Source organism: Phytohabitans kaempferiae, from assembly GCF_042433955.1.
Lineage (GTDB): Bacteria > Actinomycetota > Actinomycetes > Mycobacteriales > Micromonosporaceae > Phytohabitans > Phytohabitans kaempferiae.
The window spans coordinates 377279-395501 of record NZ_JBHLUH010000012.1 but is presented as its reverse complement, the minus strand read 5'-3'; the positions used below and the strand labels follow the sequence as shown (position 1 = coordinate 395501).

At 71.5% G+C, this 18223-nt stretch carries 13 protein-coding genes and 1 pseudogene; 11 read left to right on the top strand and 3 right to left on the bottom strand.

Annotation, left to right across the window (positions count from 1 at the left end; genetic code table 11):
• Positions 1–339: 339 nt before the first annotated feature.
• Both ACFFIA_RS11530 and ACFFIA_RS11525 read right to left on the bottom strand, forming a co-directional pair.
• Positions 340–1194 (bottom strand): annotated as a pseudogene (locus tag ACFFIA_RS11530) (DUF5667 domain-containing protein); the annotation flags it as partial.
• A gap of 181 nt (positions 1195–1375) precedes the next feature.
• Positions 1376–2239 carry an ECF subfamily RNA polymerase sigma factor, BldN family gene (locus ACFFIA_RS11525; protein WP_377249758.1) on the bottom strand — a complete coding sequence of 288 codons (864 nt, stop codon included), beginning with the start codon at positions 2237–2239 and terminating at the stop codon, positions 1376–1378.
• Between the two features lie 526 nt (positions 2240–2765).
• On the opposite strand from ACFFIA_RS11525, the gene ACFFIA_RS11520 reads away from it, so the two are divergent.
• The 11 genes from ACFFIA_RS11520 to ACFFIA_RS11470 all read left to right on the top strand — a co-directional run bounded on the left by ACFFIA_RS11520 (position 2766) and on the right by ACFFIA_RS11470 (position 14738).
• A complete protein-coding gene (locus ACFFIA_RS11520; protein ID WP_377249603.1) occupies positions 2766–4415 on the top strand; it encodes an AMP-binding protein in 1650 nt (549 codons plus the stop codon).
• A complete protein-coding gene (locus ACFFIA_RS11515) occupies positions 4408–4656 on the top strand; it encodes a glutaredoxin family protein (protein ID WP_377249600.1) in 249 nt (82 codons plus the stop codon). The genes ACFFIA_RS11520 and ACFFIA_RS11515 overlap by 8 nt, the downstream gene beginning before the upstream one ends.
• Before the next feature lie 31 nt (positions 4657–4687).
• Complete coding sequence (locus tag ACFFIA_RS11510; protein WP_377249598.1) at positions 4688–5329, top strand: HAD family hydrolase; 642 nt, start codon at positions 4688–4690, stop codon at positions 5327–5329.
• Positions 5330–5469: 140 nt separating this feature from the next.
• Entirely contained in the window at positions 5470–6765 is a 1296-nt protein-coding gene (locus tag ACFFIA_RS11505) for a sensor histidine kinase (RefSeq protein WP_377249596.1), read from the top strand.
• 23 nt (positions 6766–6788) lie between these two features.
• The gene (locus ACFFIA_RS11500; protein WP_377249593.1) at positions 6789–7433 is read left to right on the top strand and encodes a response regulator; all 645 of its coding nucleotides are present in this window, start codon (positions 6789–6791) and stop codon (positions 7431–7433) included.
• 126 nt (positions 7434–7559) lie between these two features.
• Positions 7560–8333, top strand: coding sequence for a redox-sensing transcriptional repressor Rex (locus ACFFIA_RS11495; RefSeq protein ID WP_377249591.1), 774 nt, complete (start codon positions 7560–7562; stop codon positions 8331–8333).
• Positions 8330–9682, top strand: a complete 1353-nt coding sequence (locus ACFFIA_RS11490; RefSeq protein WP_377249588.1) for a glutamyl-tRNA reductase — start codon at positions 8330–8332, stop codon at positions 9680–9682. The genes ACFFIA_RS11495 and ACFFIA_RS11490 overlap by 4 nt, the downstream gene beginning before the upstream one ends.
• Positions 9679–10611: a hydroxymethylbilane synthase gene (gene hemC, locus ACFFIA_RS11485; protein WP_377249585.1), complete on the top strand. Its 933-nt coding sequence runs from the start codon at positions 9679–9681 to the stop codon at positions 10609–10611. Before ACFFIA_RS11490 ends, hemC begins: the two co-directional genes overlap by 4 nt.
• Positions 10595–12175: a bifunctional uroporphyrinogen-III C-methyltransferase/uroporphyrinogen-III synthase gene (locus tag ACFFIA_RS11480; RefSeq protein ID WP_377249583.1), complete on the top strand. Its 1581-nt coding sequence runs from the start codon at positions 10595–10597 to the stop codon at positions 12173–12175. The genes hemC and ACFFIA_RS11480 overlap by 17 nt, the downstream gene beginning before the upstream one ends.
• Positions 12175–13164, top strand: a complete 990-nt coding sequence (hemB, locus tag ACFFIA_RS11475) for a porphobilinogen synthase (protein WP_377249580.1) — start codon at positions 12175–12177, stop codon at positions 13162–13164. Before ACFFIA_RS11480 ends, hemB begins: the two co-directional genes overlap by 1 nt.
• 230 nt (positions 13165–13394) lie before the next feature.
• Positions 13395–14738: an IS701 family transposase gene (locus ACFFIA_RS11470; RefSeq protein ID WP_377249578.1), complete on the top strand. Its 1344-nt coding sequence runs from the start codon at positions 13395–13397 to the stop codon at positions 14736–14738.
• A gap of 217 nt (positions 14739–14955) precedes the next feature.
• Here the strand turns inward: ACFFIA_RS11470 and ACFFIA_RS11465 are convergent, their stop codons facing one another.
• Entirely contained in the window at positions 14956–18141 is a 3186-nt protein-coding gene (locus ACFFIA_RS11465) for a lamin tail domain-containing protein (protein ID WP_377249576.1), read from the bottom strand.
• Positions 18142–18223: the final 82 nt, after the last annotated feature.

The window sequence follows — 18223 nt, the reverse complement described above, 5'->3', positions numbered from 1 at the left end:
CAACAAGGCCCTGAATCACCCCTCAACGACGAGCCCGCAGGCGAGCCTGCGGGCGTCGACGAAGCCTCCGGGAGGTCAGCCGAGCAGGTCACCGAGGATGCGCCCCAGGCCGTCGAGCAGGCCGCCGCCACCGGTGCTGGACGGGGTCGGCGCGGGCTGGTCAGCCGGCTCCGAGCCGTCCGGCGACGGAGTGACGCCGGGCGACGGGGTCGCACCGGTGCCACCGGCCGGCGTGGTCGGGCTGGTGCCCTCCGTACGCTCCGGCGCCGGCTTGCTGTCCTCGCGCTGCGGGGTCTCGGTGCCCGTGCCCGGACCAGAGCGTCCCTGCGGAGCCGACCAGCAGGCGCCCGGCTTGGGGCCGAGCACGTCGGCGCCGACGGTCGCCGCGTCGCCGCAGTCGAGCGTCGTGCGGAGCGCCTTGGCACGCTGGCTCACCTGGTCGAGCGCCGTCAGGGACTCCACGGCCCGTTCGCGGTCGGCGCCCGGGAGCCGGTCGAGCATCTTGGTGATCTGCTGGCGCTGCCCGGTCACGAACGTGTCGACCGCGTCCAGCGGGGTCGCGTCGCGTCGCTGGACAGCCGCGCTGTGCAGCAGCTTCGCGCCCTCGCGGGTATCGCGGTCCATGTCGTCGAGCACGCGGGCGAAGCCGGCGCTGTCGCTGCGCACCGCGCCCGCCTCGGCGAGCCGCGTGCGGGCGAAGTCGAGGAAGAGCTGGCCGCGGGTCACGTCAGAACTGGCGAGCGCGAGCTGGGCCCGCTCGGTGGAGCGCTTGACCCCGTACAGAGCGTCGCCGGGCATCGCGTTTTCGCTGGCCGCCGACATGCCGGAGACGGCGATCGCGCCGACCGCCACACCGACGATCACGGCACCGCGGGCGCGGATTCGGCGGCCGGCGAACCGCGGGCGGGTCTGGGCGGCGAAGTCGGGCTTCGGGTCGTCGACCGCGGTCGCGCCGATCCCGTCGCGCTCGGCCTTGGCGACGAGCATCGCCCGGAGCCCGGTGCGGAAGTCAGGGTCGATCTCGACCTGTGGCTTTACGGCGATCAGGTGGTCGCTGACCGCGATGAGCTCGGCGAGCTCCTCGTCGGCGCGGTCGCGTACGTGGTGCCGGCGACCGCCGCTGGCCTCGTCGAGGAGCTGCGCGAAGCGCTCGGCGCGCCGGCGGTAGAAGACGTTAGTTGTCACCGCGGGCACCTCCCTTCGCTGGTCACGGCTGGGCGGTCAGCGTCGTCGCCAACCGGTGCGACGGCAGCGGATATCGCAGGTCGGGCCAGGGGGGATCTCTGCGCCACCGCCGGTCGCACCCATACAAACGGTGGCTGGGCACGACCGGTTACGGGTGGGCGCGAAGCACAATTACGAAGAGTGAGGATCGTCACGGTTGGAACCCGTCCGGCAGGAGCCGGGCGAGTGCGCGTACCGCGCGGTACTGGAGGGCTTTGATCGCCCCTTCGTTCTTCCCCATCGCCTGGGCGGTCTCGGCGACCGAGAAGCCTTGCAGGAAGCGGAGCACGATGCACTCCTGCTGCTCGGGGTTGAGCTGCTTGACGGCGGTGAGCAGCGCGACGTTGGTGATGTGGTCGACGACGGCGGCCTCGGGGCTCCCCTCGGGCCCGCGGTCTTCGCGGTCGGCGTCGAGCACGTCGCCGGTGGTGACCTCAAGGCGGTAGCGGCCCGACTTGAAGTGGTCGGCGACCAGGTTGCGGGCGATGGTGACCAGCCAGGCGCCGAGGTCGCGACCCTGCCAGGTGAAGCTGCCGATGCGCTTGAGCGCCCGCAGGAAGGTGTCGGAGGTGAGGTCTTCGGCGAGCTGGCGGTTGCCGACCCGGAAGTAGACGAAGCGGAAGACGGTGTCGACGTAGCGGTCGTAGATCAGCCCGAACGCCTCGGCCTCGCCAGCCTGCGCCCGCTCGACCAGCGCCCACACCTCGGCGGCCGCGTCGGTCGGGTCGGGGCGGTTGGGGAACCTGGTCGGTGGCGCGCTGCCCCCGGACGGGCCGGTCTCGACGACGGGCAGGACGGCGGTGTCGGTGTCGCCGCCGGAGCGCGTGCCCGGGTCGGCGGGGTTGTGTCCCGGAGCGGGCTGGGCCGGCATCGAGGGGCGCCCCGGAGCCACCACACGACCGCCGACCGGCTTGGCGTTGGACCCCGGTACGTGACGGCCAGGCGTCTCGTTGATGTGCGGTGTCCGGTTGCGGGAGTGCCTGGTGCCCATGTCGTTCATGGCGAGGCGCAGCATCCGCAGGCCGTCCGCGAGTGCGATCTGCGCGTACAGCTCCTGGTACGTGTAGGCCGTCACTGCCACTCCTCCGTAACCCCGCGCAGCGTCATCATCGGGCATGTGTCGGGTCTGGCGCGGTCCCCTGCCAGCGGGACAGGTAGCGCCATCAGGCGACACACACCCTTGAGGTGCTGGTGCGGTGCGTTATCGGGCACAGCGGCCTCCTCGGGGTGAGGGGTGTCGACTCACGGCAAAAGGGGTGAGCCGACCCAGAGATAATAGGGCCAACATCACCCACGTGTGCGGAGTCCGTTACACAGAGCCGAATTATTTACCGATCGTGGGCGAATCTGTCGCACACCGTGTGCGGCGTCGGAGACCCGACAGGAGTAACGGCGACCCCATTCGGGTGACGCGGGGTGCGACACGCCGTAAGGGGGTCGACGATGTCTCCAGTGGCCAGATCTGCGGCAGTCGCCCCAGGTGGGCACAAACTCAACATCAAGCGACACCGAAGTAAGCGGCGTCACACTACCCTGTGGACGTGCAGCAACCAGGCGCCGTCGATGAAACTGCCCACAACCTGACCGACTACGTGCGGCGCGCTGCGCGGGCAGGAGCCGACCGTCCGGCGCTGGTCTGGCGGGACGAGATCGTGACCTGGGGGCAGCTGGACGCCCGCGTCGACGCGGTTGCCGGCGGCCTCGCTTCGCTCGCCGGGGCAGCGGTGACGGCCCCCGGCACCGGGGCACATCCGGCCCGTGTGGCGATCGCGCTGCCCAACACTCCTGACTTCGCGGTCGCCTTCTTCGCCACGCTTCGCGCCGGGCTGGCCGCGGTGCCGGTCAATCCGGAGTACACCGCTCGCGAGCTGCGTCACGTGCTCGCCGACTCGGCCGCCACCGCGCTGGTCTGCACCGAGCAGGTGGGCGAGGCGATCGGCGAGATCCGCGGCGAGCTGCCAGCGCTCTCGTCCGTACACGTGGATCTGTCGGACCTCGATGGCCCGCCGGCGGCCGGCGGTGCCGGCGGTGACGACCTGGCCGTGCTGCTCTACACCTCGGGCACCGAGGGGAGCCCGAAGGGCGCGATGCTCTCCCACCGCGCGCTGATCGCCAACCACGTGCAGGTCGCGCGCGTGCCCTCGGTGGTCGGCCCCGACGACGTGCTGCTGCTGGCGGTGCCGCTCTTCCACGCGTACGGGCTCAACTCCGGGCTCGGCGCGGTCGCGTTCCACGGCGCGCGGGGCGTGCTGGTGGAGCGCTTCGAGCCGGCGTCCACACTCGAGATCATCGCGCGCTGTGGCGTCACCGCGGTGGTCGGCGTCCCCTCGATGTACGTGGGCTGGGCGGCCAGCCCCGACCTGGGCGGCGCGTTCCGCTCGGTGCGCCTGGCGGTGTGCGGCGCGGCGCCGCTGGGGCCGGCCACCGCGGCGCGGTTCAGCGAGGCGACGGGAGGTCAGGTCTTCGTCGGGTACGGGCTGACCGAGACCGCGCCGGTGCTGACCTCGACGCTGCTCAGTGCCGTGCCGGCGGGCGAGTTGGCGAGCGCGCCACCGGGCCCGGTGCTGACCCGCGGCACCAGCGGGCCGAAGACCGGCTCGATCGGAAAGCCGATCCCGGGCGTGGAGCTGCGGCTGGTGGCGGCAGACGGCAGTGACATCTGGCGCGACGGCACGGTCGACCCGGACACCGAAGACGAGCTGCTGGTCGAGCTGGAGTCGCCGGGCACCGACCCGGGCGAGATCGTGGTGCGCGGCGCCAACCTCTTCTCCGGATACTGGCCCGACGGGCGCGACGGCCCCGGTGCGGAGGGCTGGTGGGCCACCGGCGACGTGGCCTACGCGGACGCCGACGGCGATCTCTTCCTGGTCGACCGGCTGGGTGAGCTGATCCTGGTGAGCGGCTTCAACGTCTACCCTCACGAGGTGGAGTTGGTGATCCAGGCGTGCCCCGGCGTGGTCGAGGCGGCGGTGCTCGGCGCGCCACATCCGCAGACCGGGCAGACCGTGAAGGCGTACGTGGTGCGCGAGCCGGACAGCGATCTGACGGTGGCCGAGTTGCGGCGGCACTGCGAGCGCAACCTGGCCCGCTTCAAGTGCCCGACCGAGGTCGAGTTCGTGTCCTCGCTGCCGCACTCGCCGACCGGCAAGGTGCGCAAGACGCTGCTGCGCTCGGAGGCGATCCATGACTGACGCCCGGCTGACGCTGATCACGCGGCCCGGCTGCCACCTCTGCGACGTCGCCAAGGAGGCGATCGAGCGGATCTCGGCCGCCACCGGCGAGCGGTGGGTGGAGGTCGACGTTTCGGCCGACCGCGAGCTCGAGGCGGAGTACGGCGACCGCGTGCCGGTGACCCTGCTCGACGGCAAGGAGCACGGCTACTGGCGGGTCGAGGAGGAGCGACTTCTCCGCGACCTCACGAAACCGAAATGAGCCTGTCGGGGTCGCGAAGTACAGTCTCCGGGTGGCGAGCAAGCACCTGGTGTGGGATTGGAATGGCACACTCCTCGACGATCTGCCCCTGGTCGTCTCCTCGACCAACGTGGCGTTCGCGAGTGTCGCCGCGCCACCACTGACCGTCGAGGCGCACCGCCGCGCGTTCCGGCGCCCGGTCGCCGGCTTCTACGCCGAGGTGCTGGGGCGGGCGCTGGAGGAGGGCGAGTTCGGCCGGCTCGACAAGACCTTCCATGACGCCTACCGGCTCGGGTTGACCACCTGCGCGCTCGCGGCCGACGCGCAGATCGCCATGGCCAACTGGATCGGCACACAGTCGCTGCTCTCCATGTGGTTCCACCACGAGCTGGTGCCCGAGGTCCAGCGGCGCGGGCTCACCGCGTCGCTGGCCCGCATCGACGGGCTGCGCGGCACGCTCGGCGGCGACCTCAAGGCCGAGCACCTCGCCCGCCACCTCGCCGAGCTCGGCGTCGACGGCCCATCCACGGTGCTGATAGGCGACTCGATCGACGACGCCGACGCGGCGGCCTCGGTCGGTGCCCGTTGCGTGCTCTACACCGGCGGCTTCACCGACCCCGAGCGGCTGCGCGCGGTGGGCGTGCCGGTGGCCGACACCCTGGTCGACGCCGTGCGCCTGGCTTCGCGCGTGTAGCGGCGACGCGACGACCTCCCCCACGGGTTTCCGCTGGTCCGCGATAGTAGGGCTGGTCCGCGATAGTAGGGAAAGCCCTACCGCCAAGAGGCCAGCCGACGGGATGGGAGCCAGCCGGCCCAATGCCTAGCGTCGATGACATGACCACCACCACCGCACCCGCGAGCGTCAGCACCGAGCCGGGCGCCCGCCGTTCCATGGTCCGCCAACTGGCGGCCGACTCCGGCTATGTCCTGCTGGGCTTTCCCATCGCGGTGGCCTCATTCATCGTGTCGGTGACCGGGCTGGCCCTCGGCATCGGCCTCGGCGTCACCGTGATCGGTCTGCCCATCCTGGCCGGCGCGCTGTACGCGGCACGCGCGTTCGCCGACATGGAGCGGCTGCGCATGCCCATCGTGCTGCCGCTGGACCGGATCCGTCCGCAGTACCGCACGACGGACGAGGGCGCGAGCGTCTGGCGCCGGGTCGTCACGCCGATCGCCGACACGCAGTCCTGGCTGGATCTGGCCCACGGCATCATCAAGTTTCCGATTTCGATCTTCTCGTTCGCGGTCACGGTCGCCTGGTGGGCCGGCGCGATCGGCGGCTGCCTCTACTGGACGTACGCGTGGGTGATCCCCAACGACCCCGACGACACCGACCTGGCCGAGCTGCTGGGCCTCGGCGACTCGATCGGCGCCCGTATCGCCATGTACACCGCGTTCGGCCTCTTCTTCCTGATCACGCTGCCGGTCGTCGTCCGCGGCTGCGCGCTGCTGGAGGCGAGCTTCGGCAAGGCGCTGCTCACCGGCGTGGCCGAGATGCGCAACCGGATCACGGTGCTGGAGGAGCAGCGGCGGGCGGCCGTCTCGGCCGAGGCCACCGCGCTGCGCCGGCTGGAGCGGGACATCCACGACGGTCCGCAGCAGCGTCTGGTGCGGCTGGCGATGGACCTGGGCCGGGCCCAGCAGCAGATGGACACCGACCCCGAGGCGGCCCGGCGGACGCTCGACGAGGCGCTCACGCAGACCCGCGACACGCTGGCCGAGCTGCGCGCGCTTTCCCGGGGCATCGCGCCGCCGATCCTTGTCGACCGCGGCCTGCCGAGCGCGCTCGCGGCCCTCGCCGCCCGCGGTGTGATCCCCGTCGATCTCACGGTGGACTCCAAGCTGGGCCGGCTGGAGCCTTCGGTGGAGACCACGGCGTACTTCGTGGTGGCCGAGGCGCTCACCAACGTGGCCAAGCACAGCCGCGCCACCGAGTGCTGGGTGGTCGTCTCCCAGGAGGGGGAGCGGCTGAAGATCGACATCATCGACGATGGCGAGGGCGGTGCGCATCTCTCCAAGGGACACGGCCTGGCGGGTATCGCCGACCGGCTGCGGGCCAACGGCGGCACGCTCGACGTGACGAGCCCGCCCGGTGGCCCGACCGAGGTACGCGCCGAGTTGCCATGCTGAGCGAAGCCGAGCTACAAAGCCCCATGCGCGTGGTAATCGCCGACGACGCGGTCCTCCTCCGGGAGGGCCTCGTCCGGTTGCTGACCGAAAACGGCCACGAGGTGGTGGCCGCCGTGGGCGACGGAGACAGGCTGGTCGAGGCGATCGAGGCGCACCGGCCCGACATCTCGATCGTGGACGTGCGGATGCCGCCCACTCACACGGACGAGGGACTCCGCGCGGCGGTGACGGCCCGCGAGCGGGTCCCGCGCACGCCGATCCTGGTGCTCTCGCAGTACGTCGAGGTGTCGTACGCGGACGACCTGCTCGCCGACCGGGCCGGCGCGGTGGGCTACCTGCTCAAGGACCGGGTCGCCGCGATCGCCGAGTTCCTCGACGCGTTGGGGCGGGTCGCGGCCGGCGGCACCGTGCTCGACCCCGAGGTGGTGAGCCAGTTGCTGGTGCGCCGCCGCCGTGACGATCCGCTGCGCCAGCTCACCCCGAGAGAGCGAGAGGTGCTGTCGTTGATGGCCGAGGGGCGGTCCAATACCGCGATCGCGCGCATTCTGGTGGTCAGCGATGGTGCGGTGGAAAAGCACGTGCGCAACATCTTCACCAAGCTTCAACTCCCGCCAGACGAGGAGCAGCACCGCCGGGTATTGGCCGTTCTGGCCTACCTGGGTACGTGAGTGGCTTGATCAAGATCGCGATTTGTGCACGACTTCACAAGCGCCTAGTCTGTAAAGCCGTAGCGCCCCGCTAGCACAGCCCGCCGAGGCTGTCGACGGTGGGTTCCCCACGGAGCACGGAGTCACATGAGTCAGCAGCGCCCAGGTGGTCAGTCCGGGCAGCCCGGTGCGGTCCCGGCCCTGCCGGACCTGCCGGAGGCCACGGTGGCCCGCCTTCCGGAATACCTCCGTGCGCTGCACCATCTCGCCGAGTCCGGCCACGACACCGTCTCCAGCGAAGGGCTGGCCAGCGCCGCCGGGGTCAACTCCGCCAAGCTTCGCAAAGACCTCTCCCACCTGGGGTCCTACGGCACGCGTGGCGTCGGCTACGACGTCGCCCTGCTGATCGAGCAGATCGAGTACGTGTTGGGTCTCACCCAGCGGCGGGCGGTTGCCCTGGTCGGAGTGGGTAACCTCGGTCACGCGCTCGCCGGTTACGCGGGCTTCGCCACTCGAGGGTTCCGCATCGCCGCGCTTTTCGACGCCGATCCCTCGCGCGTGGGCGAGTTGATAAACGGGCTGGTCGTCCGGCATATCGAAGACCTCGCGGAGATCGCCGAGGCGGAGTCGATCGCCATTGGCGTGATCGCGACACCGGCATCCGCCGCGCAGCTGGTCGCCGACCAGTTGGTCGCCGTGGGTGTTACGAGCATTCTCAACTTCGCTCCTTGCGTACTCTCGGTACCCGAGGGGGTCGACGTCCGCAAGGTCGATCTCGCGATCGAGTTGCAGATCCTCTCGTTCCACGAGCACCGCAAGGCATCGCTCACCTCGTTGCCGGCCACCGGTCCCGCGGCTGGCCTCACGGCGTTGCCGGGCGGGCTCTCCGCTACCGGCACCGAGGAGGCGGTCGGCACGTGAACCTAATAGTCGTGGGCGCGTCGTACCGCACGGCACCGGTCTCGATCCTCGAGCAGATCGCGGTCGCCCCGGCCGATCTCGCGGGCGTGCTCGACCGGCTGCTCGCCCAGTCGTACGTGAGCGAGGCCGTCGTCCTCTCCACCTGCAACCGCGTGGAGGTCTACGCGGCGGTCAACGGCTTCCACGGCGGCCTCGGCGAGATCTGTGGCGTGCTCGGCGAGCGGGCCGGGCGCACCGCCGCCGACCTGGCCGACCACCTGTACGTGCACTACGACGAGGCGGCCGTGCAGCACGCCTTCCGGGTCGCCAGCGGGCTCGACTCGATGGTGGTCGGCGAGGCGCAGATCCTGGGGCAGCTCCGCGACGCGTACCAGGCGGCCATCGACCACGAGAGCGCCGGCCGCCTGCTGCACGAGCTGATGCAGCAGGCCCTGCGCGTGGGCAAGCGGGCGCACACCGAGACCGGCATCGACCGGGCCGGCCAGAGCGTGGTGACCGCCGCGCTCGGCGTGGCCGCGTCCGCGCTCGCCGGCGGGCACGAGTGCCTGCTCGGCGTCGACTGCGAGCATCCGGTGGGCGACCTGGCGGGTCGCCCCGCGCTGGTGATCGGCGCCGGTGCGATGGGCTCGCTCTCGCTGGCCACGCTCGCCCGTTCCGGCGCCGGGCCGCTGACCGTGACCAACCGGGGCGCCGACCGGGCCGAGCGCCTCGCCACGGCGTACGGCGCGACCGCCGTGCCCTTCGCCGACCTGCCGGCCGCCATTGCCGCCGTCGACGTCGTGGCCACCGCCACCGCGTCCACCGAGCACGTGCTGACCCGCGAGGCTGTGGCCCGCGCGGTCGAGGGGCGTGACCGGCCGCTGGTCATCCTCGACCTGGCCGTGCCGCGTGACGTCGAGCCGGCCGCCGCCGAGGTGCCGGGCGTCGTGGTGATCGACATCGACCGCCTCGCCGCCAGCCTGCGCACCGGGCCGGCCGCCGCCGACGAGGCCGCGGTCGACGAGATCGTGGCCACCGAGGTCGAGGCTTTCCTCGCCTGGCTGCGCGGCGCCGACGTCGCGCCCACCGTGGCGGCCCTGCGCACCCGCGCCGACGACGTGGTCACCGCCGAGTTGCGCCGGCTGGCCCAGCGTCGTCCCGATCTGACCGACGAGCAGCGCGCCGACGTGGCACACACCGTGCACCGGGTCGTGCAGCGCCTGCTGCACTCGCCGACCGTGCGCGTGCGCCAGCTCGCCGCCGAGCCGGGCGGCGACCAGTACACGGCGCTGCTGCGCGAGCTGTTCGACCTTGAGGTGCCTCGCAGCGCCCAGGCCGGCGAGGTGCCCGACCTGGAGGAAAATCAGTGACCTTGCGGCTCGGCACCCGGGGCAGCGCGCTCGCCCTGGCTCAGTCCCAGCTTGTCGCCGACAGCCTGCGCGCGGCTACCGGGCGAGACGTGGAGCTGGTCGAGATCGTGACGGCCGGCGACCGGTCGACCGCGCCGGTGCAGCAGTTGGGCGTGGGCGTCTTCGTCTCCGCGCTGCGTGACGCGCTGGCCGCCAAGGAGATCGACTTCGCTGTCCACTCGTACAAGGACCTGCCCACCGCGCAGGCCGAAGGGCTGCTTATCGCCGCCGTACCGCTGCGGGAGGACCCGCGCGACGCGCTCGTGGCCAGCGGTGGCCGCACGCTCGCGGAGCTGCCGCCCGGGTCACGCGTGGGCACCGGCGCGCTGCGGCGGATCGCCCAGTTGCACGCGCTCGGGCTGCAGCTCGAGGTCGTGCCGATCCGGGGCAACGTCGACACGCGGCTGCGCAAGGTCAGCGGGGGCGAGCTCGACGCCGTCGTGCTGGCCCGCGCCGGCATCGCCCGCCTCGGCCGCACCGACGAGATCACCGAGACCCTCGACCCGATGCTCATGCTGCCCGCCCCAGCTCAGGGTGCGCTTGCGGTGGAGTGCCGGATCGACGACGAAGACCTGGTCGAGCTGCTGGGGAGGCTCGACCACGCACCGACCCGCGCCGCGGTCACCGCGGAGCGGGCGTTGCTGGCCACGCTGGAGGCCGGGTGCAGTGCTCCGGTGGCCGCCTTCGCCGAAGTCGCCGAGGGCGACAGCGGTGAAGAGATCTACCTGCGCGGTGCTGTGATCAGCCCGGATGGCACCCGAGACATCCGGCTGTCCCGCACCGGTACGCCCGCCGCCGCGGCGGAGATCGGACGCGCTCTCGCCGCCGATCTTGTCGAGTGTGGCGCCGAGACCCTACTTGGGAGCACAGAGAATGAGCCGCACCCGTAAGCCCGCAGGCCGGATTGCCTTCGTCGGGGCCGGTCCCGGCGACCCCGGCCTGCTGACCCGCCGGGCGCACGCCGCGCTGACCGAGGCTGACCAGGTCGTCTACGACCGTGGCGTCTCCGAGCCGCTGCTCGACGCGATCCGCGCGGAAGCCAAGAGCGATGCCCAGTTCACTCCGGCCGAAGGCGCGCCGGGCGACGTGGCGAAGGTGCTCATCTCCGCGGCCCGTTCCGGGCAGCAGGCGGTGCACCTTGTCGCCGGCGACCCGTTCGGCCACGACTCGGTCGTCAAGGAGGTGCAGGCGGTCGCGCGTACCGCCGTGCACTTCGAGGTCGTGCCCGGCGTGGGGCAGGCCGAGGGCGTCGCCACGTACGCCGGCGTACCACTGCCTGGGCTCCGCGCCGCCGCCGACGTCGACGATGTGTCCACGTTGGACTTCGAAGCGCTCGCCGCGGGCATCGCCCGGGGTTCGCTCGCCCTGGCCATCGACGCGGGCGACCTCGCGGCCGTGCGCGACGGCCTGCTCGCCGCCGGGGTCGACGGCGGGACGGCGGTCGGCGTGACCGGCGACGGCACCGGCGAGACGCAGTACACCACGTCGTCCACTGTGGACAGTTTCGTGGCCGCCGCGCTCGGCTTCACCGGCCGCGTCGTGCTCACGCTGGGCGAGGGCGTCGCCCACCGCGACAAGCTGAGCTGGTGGGAAAACCGCCCGCTGTACGGCTGGAAGGTGCTCGTACCCCGCACCAAGGAGCAGGCGGGCGTGATGAGCGAGCACCTGCGCGCCTACGGTGCGATCCCCTGCGAGGTGCCGACGATCGCCGTCGAGCCGCCGCGCACGCCGGCCCAGATGGAGCGAGCGGTCAAGGGGCTGGTCGACGGCCGGTACGCGTGGGTCATCTTCACCTCCGTCAACGCCGTGCGGGCCGTGTGGGAGAAGTTCGGCGAGCACGGCCTCGACGCCCGCCACTTCGGCGGCGTGAAGATCGCCTGCATCGGTGAGGCGACGGCCGACGCGGTGCGCGCGTTCGGCATCCAGCCCGAGCTCGTACCCTCCGGTGAGCAGTCGAGCGAAGGGCTGCTGGCCGAGTTCTCGCCGCACGACGAGGTGCTCGACCCGGTGGGGCGCGTGCTGCTGCCGAGGGCCGACATCGCCACCGAGACGCTGGCCGCGGGGCTGGGCGAGCGGGGGTGGGAGGTCGACGACGTCACCGCGTATCGCACGGTCCGCGCCGCTCCGCCACCCGCGGAAATCCGGGACGCGATCAAGTCGGGCGGGTTCGACGCGGTTCTCTTCACGTCGTCCTCGACCGTGCGTAACCTGGTGGGTATCGCCGGTAAGCCACACACCCGCACCGTGGTCGCCGTGATCGGTCCGAAGACGGCCGAGACGGCGACGGAGTTCGGCCTCCGGGTCGATGTCCAGCCCGCCCACGCGTCCGTGCCAGACCTGGTCGAGGCCCTCGCCGGATACGCCGTGGAGCTGCGCGAAAAGCTGGCCGCCATGCCGGCCAAGCAGCGCCGCGGCTCGAAGGTGCAGGGGCCCACCGCGCTGAGGTTTCGCTGATGCCCTTCCCTGACGTGCGCCCGCGGCGCTTGCGCCGCACGCCAGCGCTGCGCAAGCTGGTCGAGGAGACCAAGCTGGCGCCCTCCGAGCTGATCCTGCCGGTCTTCGTCAAGGAGGGTCTCACCGAGCCGCGCCCGATCGCGTCGATGCCGGGCGTGGTGCAGCACTCCCGCGACTCGCTGCGCAAGGCTGCGGTCGCGGCGGCACAGGCCGGTCTCGGTGGCATCATGCTCTTCGGCGTGCCAGCCACCGAGTCCAAAGACGAGACCGGTTCGGCCGGCACCGACCCCGACGGCATCCTCAACGCCGCCCTGCGCGACGTGACCGCCGAGGTCGGCGACGCCACCGTGGTGATGAGCGACCTCTGCCTCGACGAGTTCACCTCGCACGGACACTGCGGCGTGCTCGCGCCTGACGGCTCGGTAGACAACGACGCCACCTTGGCCATCTACGCCGAGATGGCGGTGGCCCAGGCAGCCGCGGGCGCGGCCGTCGTCGGCCCCTCCGGGATGATGGACGGCCAGGTCGGTGTCGTGCGCAAGGCACTCGACGCGGCCGGCTACCAGCATGTCGCGATCCTGGCCTACGCCGCGAAGTACGCCTCCGCGCTCTACGGCCCCTTCCGCGACGCGGTCGAGTCCTCGCTGGTGGGCGACCGCCGCACCTACCAGCAGGATCCGCCCAACCTGCGCGAGGCCCTTCGCGAGGTCGCCCTCGATGTCGACGAGGGCGCCGACATCGTGATGGTCAAGCCCGCCCTGCCCTACCTCGACGTGATCGCCGCCGTCCACGCCTCCTTCGACGTGCCGGTGGCCGCCTACCAGATCTCCGGTGAGTACTCGATGGTCGAGGCCGCCGCCGCCAACGGCTGGCTCGACCGCGACCGCACGATGCTGGAGACGCTGACGTCCATCCGCCGGGCGGGCGCCCAGATGATCCTCACGTACTGGGCCCTCGACGCCGCTGCCGCGCTGCGCGCCCGCTACTAGGGCGTGTTTCATAAGAGCATGCCCGGCCTGCGGCGGGCCCAGACGACGACCGGCGGCACCGGACGAAAGGCCACATACAACACCGGTATGCGACCTTCCGCCCGGCACCACCGGACGCCGCCTGGACTCCGCCTCGGCTCGACCGACCCTTATGAAACACGCCCTAGTAGTGCTTTGTTAGGTCGGCGTGTCGTGGGGTCGTCGGGTGGTGCGGGTAGTTTCATGCTTCGGTGACCCCGGATGAGCTTTCGGTTGTGCGGCAACGCTTGGAAGCGTTCGCCGCGGACGTGTTCGTGCCCTTGGTCCGGTCTGATCAGCGGGCGAAAGGAAAAACGTATCTGCGTGGGCTGCTGCTGGATGGGCGGCGTAAGTCGATGCAGCCGATGGCGGCCCGGCTCGGGGTGGATCACCAAGGGCTGCAGCAGTTCGTGACAACCTCGACGTGGGACACCGCGGCGGTGCGGGCGCGGCTGGCCTGCCGGGCGGTCGAGTTCATCGACCCCGTTGCATGGGTGTTCGATGACACCGGGTTCCCGAAGGACGGCACCGGCTCGCCGGGCGTGGCCCGGCAGTACTCCGGCACCTTGGGCAAGGTCGCGAACTGCCAGATCGGGGTGAGCGTCCACGCGGTCACCGATACGGCGTCGTGTCCGCTGGACTGGCGGCTGTTCCTGCCGGAGTCGTGGGACGCCGCCAAGGCCGGACCGGCGGCGGTGAAGGCGGCAAAAGCCAAGCAGCGCAAAACCTTGAAGAACGCGCCGCGAGCCGTCGCGTCGGCCGCGCCCGCTGATGTCGATGCCGCGGCGGTGGCCGCGGCGGCGACGGAGGCGGCCCGGCAGCGGCGCCGCAAGTCCGCGATCCCGGAGGATGAGGGCCACCGCCCGAAGTGGATGCTGGCGATCGAGATGCTCGACGAACTCGCCGGGCACGGGCTGCGGCCGCCGCTGGTGGCCGCCGACTGCGGCTACGGCGACAGCGGCCCGTTCCGGGCCGCGCTCGACGAACGCGGCATCCTCTACAGCGTTCAGGTCAAAGGCGAGACCCTCGCCCACCCCGCCGACGCAGCACCCGTGCCACCCACCTGGTCCGGGCACGGCCGCCCACCGACCCGCCCGGACTACCCGCACGCCCCGGTCGCAATCACCCAACACGTCCTGGCCGCCGGCCGCGACACCGCGACCACGGTCACCTGGCGCGAGGGCAGCAAAGGCAGCCTCAGCTCACAGTTCGTGTTTCTACGGGTCCGCCCGGCCGGACACCGCATCACCCGCGACACCGACGGCACCCTGCCCGAACGGTGGCTGATCGCCGAATGGCCCGACGACGAACCCGAACCTGTCACCTACTGGCTGACCAGCCAACCCGCCGACACCAGCCCCGCCGACCTGATCCGCACCGCGAAGATCCGCTGGCGCATCGAGCACGACTACCGCGAACTCAAAACCGGCCTCGGCCTGGACCACTTCGAAGGTCGCTCCTGGACCGGCTGGCACCGCCACGTCACCCTCGTCACCGCCGCGCACCTATTCATCACCCTGCTGCGACACGACCCAAAAGCGGATGCGCCGGCCTGACCCTCTACAAGGTCATCAACGAGCTGCAATACCTGCTCGCCACCTGGACCGGCGCCTGCCCAACCTGCCACCAAACAATCAAACCCTTACGCCACAACAGATTCCGATTAACCTAACAAAGCACTACTAGGCGTCGCCAGCACAGCTTCGCGTCGCGGGTGCCGAGACGGATTGGGGCGCGCCCGGCAGCCGGACGCGCCCCATTTTGAGCCAAATCTCAGTCGTCGTTGACGATCGTGCCGTACGCGATCGGATCGCTGGACCACTGTCCGGGCAGCGAGCCGACCAGCAGCGCGAGCTTCTCGTCGCCCTCGCGCTTGCGGTCACCCTTCACCGACACCGTGAATGTCGCGGTGGTCGCGCCCGCCGGCATGACCACGCACCGCACCAGCGTGTCGTAGTCGGAGCCGGGCATCGCGGTGACGCCCAGCGTGGCGGCGCACAGGGCGATCGCGTGGGGCACCGGGCGCGACGCGGTGACGGTGAAGGTCATCGGCGTCTTGCCGCTGTCGCCCTCGACCACCGACACGTCGGCGACGGAGAGCGTCGGCTTCGAGCGGAAGCGTGCTACCTGCGGGTCGTGGTCGCTGGAGCCGCGCGAGCCGTCGCCTTCGAAGTCGGCCGCCCAGTCGGCGTTGACGTGGGCCGCCCGCATCTGCACCAGGTCGGAGCGGAGTGCCGGGCTGACGAAGAGGTGGTCGAGCGTCTGCGCCTGGCCCTCGAAGACGTACGAGTACGCCGCCTCGGGCACGTCCGCCGCCAGGTCCTCCCACAGGTTGTGCAGCCCGGCGTCGTACAGCGGCCCGAGCTGGTCGGAGGCGGGTTGCACCGGGTCGTCGGGGCGCGGGAAGACGTTGAGGTCACCGCCGTACACCACGCGGGCGCCTGCGCCCATCGCGGTCACGATCGCGGCACCGTACGCGGACTGCTCGCGCCGCTGCCCGATCCGGGCGTCCGGAGTGGACGAGTAGTGGTTGCTGACCGCCCACACCGTGAACCTGTCGGACGAGCCGGGCGCGGCCGCCACCGTGAACTTGCCCACCTGCGGCGCGCGGGTGAAGACGTCCGAGCCGTCCACGCCGGTGGAGGTGTCCACGTCGGCGGGGAGGTCGGCGTTGAGCGCCTTCGGGTTCTGCACGTCCGCGTTGTACGGCAGGCCGGGCGCCCGGTACGACACGGTGGGCGCCGAGCCGAGCACTGGGTCGTTGGCGGCCGTCGGGGCCAGCGCGACCCGGTCGGTGCGGTAGAGGAACGCCGAGGTGATGCCCCGGTCGTCGGCACCGTCCCGGTCGTACGCGGCGGCGTAGGCGGGGCCACCGGCCGACCGGATGCGCAGCGCCAGCTCCTGGAGCGTGTCGGGCGCGCCGTCGGCGTTGTCGACCGTGCCGCAGACCAGCGACGTACCCGACACCGAGCAGATGTCCTGGTCTTCGGCCTCCTGCACGAGGATCAGGTCGGGCCCGTGCAGGTCCTTGATGATCTGGTCGGCGAGGTTGCCGAGCTGGGCCTGGTACTCCTCTTCGGACGCCGGCACGTAGTCGAACGGCGGGCTCACCCCGGGGCAGCCGGAGTTGCCCACGAAGTCGCAGCCGTCGAAGGGGTCGTCGCGGAAGTCGTACAGGTTTTCCACGTTGTACGTCGCCACGGCGAACTCGCGGTCGCGGGCCGCCGGGGATGGCGGCGCGTTGCCGGCCGGCGAGGTGCCGCCGGCGATCGTGGCCGACACCGCCTGCACGCCGTACTTCTCGAAGGAGAAGTAGAGGCCGCCCACCGCGTCGGCGGTCAGCTTGTCGAACGTGTGCGCGGGCGGGAGCAGGGCCGTGTTGTCCTGCGCGGCCCACTTCACGCCCATGCTGCCGAGCATGATGCGCTCGCCGTTGCCGTCGTCGACGAGCTGGCCGGGCACGTTGTCGCTGGGGTGCGCGTCGCGGAAGACCCGCCGGCCGAACTTGTCGCTCCGGTCGAGGAGGGCCGAGTCGCGGTCGACCAGCCACACCTCGGAGTCGGCGGTGGAGGCGAAGACGTTGCGGCCGCTGACGACGCCGCTGCCGCCGCGTACCCGGATCTGCTCGCCCTCGTGCCGCTCCCAGAACCGGTCGGCGGCGGCCAGGTCGAGCGGCGGCAGCGCGTCGGTGACGGCGAAGTCGGTGACGCCGGTGTCGAGCACGCGCACGAGCGAGGCGCTGGTGAGCTGGGTCAGGTTGAAGTACTCGGCAACGCGTGCCCGGAGCACGACCTCGTCGCCGACGACCGGTTCGTATCCGCCGATGAGCGTGTCGAAGGTGCTCATGAAGACGAAGATCCCGTCGGAGGTGAGCGGGTCGCCGTCGTCGGTGCCGGTGCGGCTCTGGAGGAAGAAGCCGTACTGGTTGGCGCCGGCCGAGGTGCGGGCGAGCGTGCGCTGCGTGATCACGCCGCGCACGTCGTAGAGCGTGCTGCTCGATCCGTTGCCCGAGGCGGGCGCGAGCGGCGAGCGGTCGAATTTGCCGTCTTCGGCGTCGGTGGTCTGGCCCTGCACCTCGCCGATCGTGAGCACGGTGGTGACCTGCACGGTGAAGCCACAGGTGGCGGTCGTACCGTCGGCGTCGGTCGAGGTGACCGTCACCGGGTACGTGCCGGCGGGCAGGTCGGCGGCCGCGGTGACCTCGGCGCTCGCGGTGCCGCCGGGTCCGGTCGCCGGCGTCAGCGCCGTACGGGTGATCGAGGCGTGCGGCGCGGAGACGGCCAGGTCGACGATCGTGTCGTCCGGGTCGGTGGCGGTCACCGTGCGGGTCGCGGCCACGCCCGCGGAGGTGGTGAGCGTGCTGCCGCAGGTGAGGACGGCACCGGAGCCGTACGAGCCCAGCCCGTCGAAGGTGTCGGTCGCGAAGCCCTCCCACTGCGCGGCCGGGTCGAAGGCGTCGCTCGGGTCGGTGTCGGGGGCGGTGAGGCGGCGCAGCGTGTTGTCCGCCGTGCTGGTCAGGCCGCTGCCCCACTCCGTGCCCGGATCGACGCCCACCTGACCGATCGCGTCGACCACCTCGGCCGCCGCGCCCTTCACCAGCACCACCGCGTCATCGCCGTTGAAGAGCCCGGCGCCGGTGGTCTGGTCGGCCTGGCCGAGGATCGCGGCCGTGGCGGAGGAGTGGGCGAAGACGAACACGTCGCCGTCGGCGACCGTGCCGGTCAGCGCGAAGTTGGTCGACGTGGTGGCGCCGTTGAAGTACATCCGGAGCTGGTAGCCGCCGGCGGCCAGGTCGACCGCCGCGCCTGTGCCGTTATAGATCTCGATCGCCTTGTTGTTTGACGATCCCTCGATGTACTCGGATATGAACAGGTCGGTCGGCGCGGCCGTCGCCGCGGTCGGGAAGAGCCCGACCGCGACGAGCGTGGTCGCGAATACGGCGCACAAGGAGCGGCGCATGAAGCCTCCAGACGAGACGGGAGATCAACGCACGTTAGGACGTTGATCGGTCGCCCGTCTATCGCCTGGGTGTCAGTTGGAT

Coding starts and splice junctions, on each gene's coding strand:
- ACFFIA_RS11525 (WP_377249758.1), bottom strand. CDS start 2,239: ATGCTGCGCCTCGCCATGAACGACATGGGCACCAGGCACTCCCGCAAC.
- ACFFIA_RS11515 (WP_377249600.1), top strand. CDS start 4,408: ATGACTGACGCCCGGCTGACGCTGATCACGCGGCCCGGCTGCCACCTC.
- ACFFIA_RS11505 (WP_377249596.1), top strand. CDS start 5,470: ATGACCACCACCACCGCACCCGCGAGCGTCAGCACCGAGCCGGGCGCC.
- ACFFIA_RS11500 (WP_377249593.1), top strand. CDS start 6,789: ATGCGCGTGGTAATCGCCGACGACGCGGTCCTCCTCCGGGAGGGCCTC.
- ACFFIA_RS11495 (WP_377249591.1), top strand. CDS start 7,560: ATGAGTCAGCAGCGCCCAGGTGGTCAGTCCGGGCAGCCCGGTGCGGTC.
- ACFFIA_RS11480 (WP_377249583.1), top strand. CDS start 10,595: ATGAGCCGCACCCGTAAGCCCGCAGGCCGGATTGCCTTCGTCGGGGCC.
- hemB (WP_377249580.1), top strand. CDS start 12,175: ATGCCCTTCCCTGACGTGCGCCCGCGGCGCTTGCGCCGCACGCCAGCG.
- ACFFIA_RS11465 (WP_377249576.1), bottom strand. CDS start 18,141: ATGCGCCGCTCCTTGTGCGCCGTATTCGCGACCACGCTCGTCGCGGTC.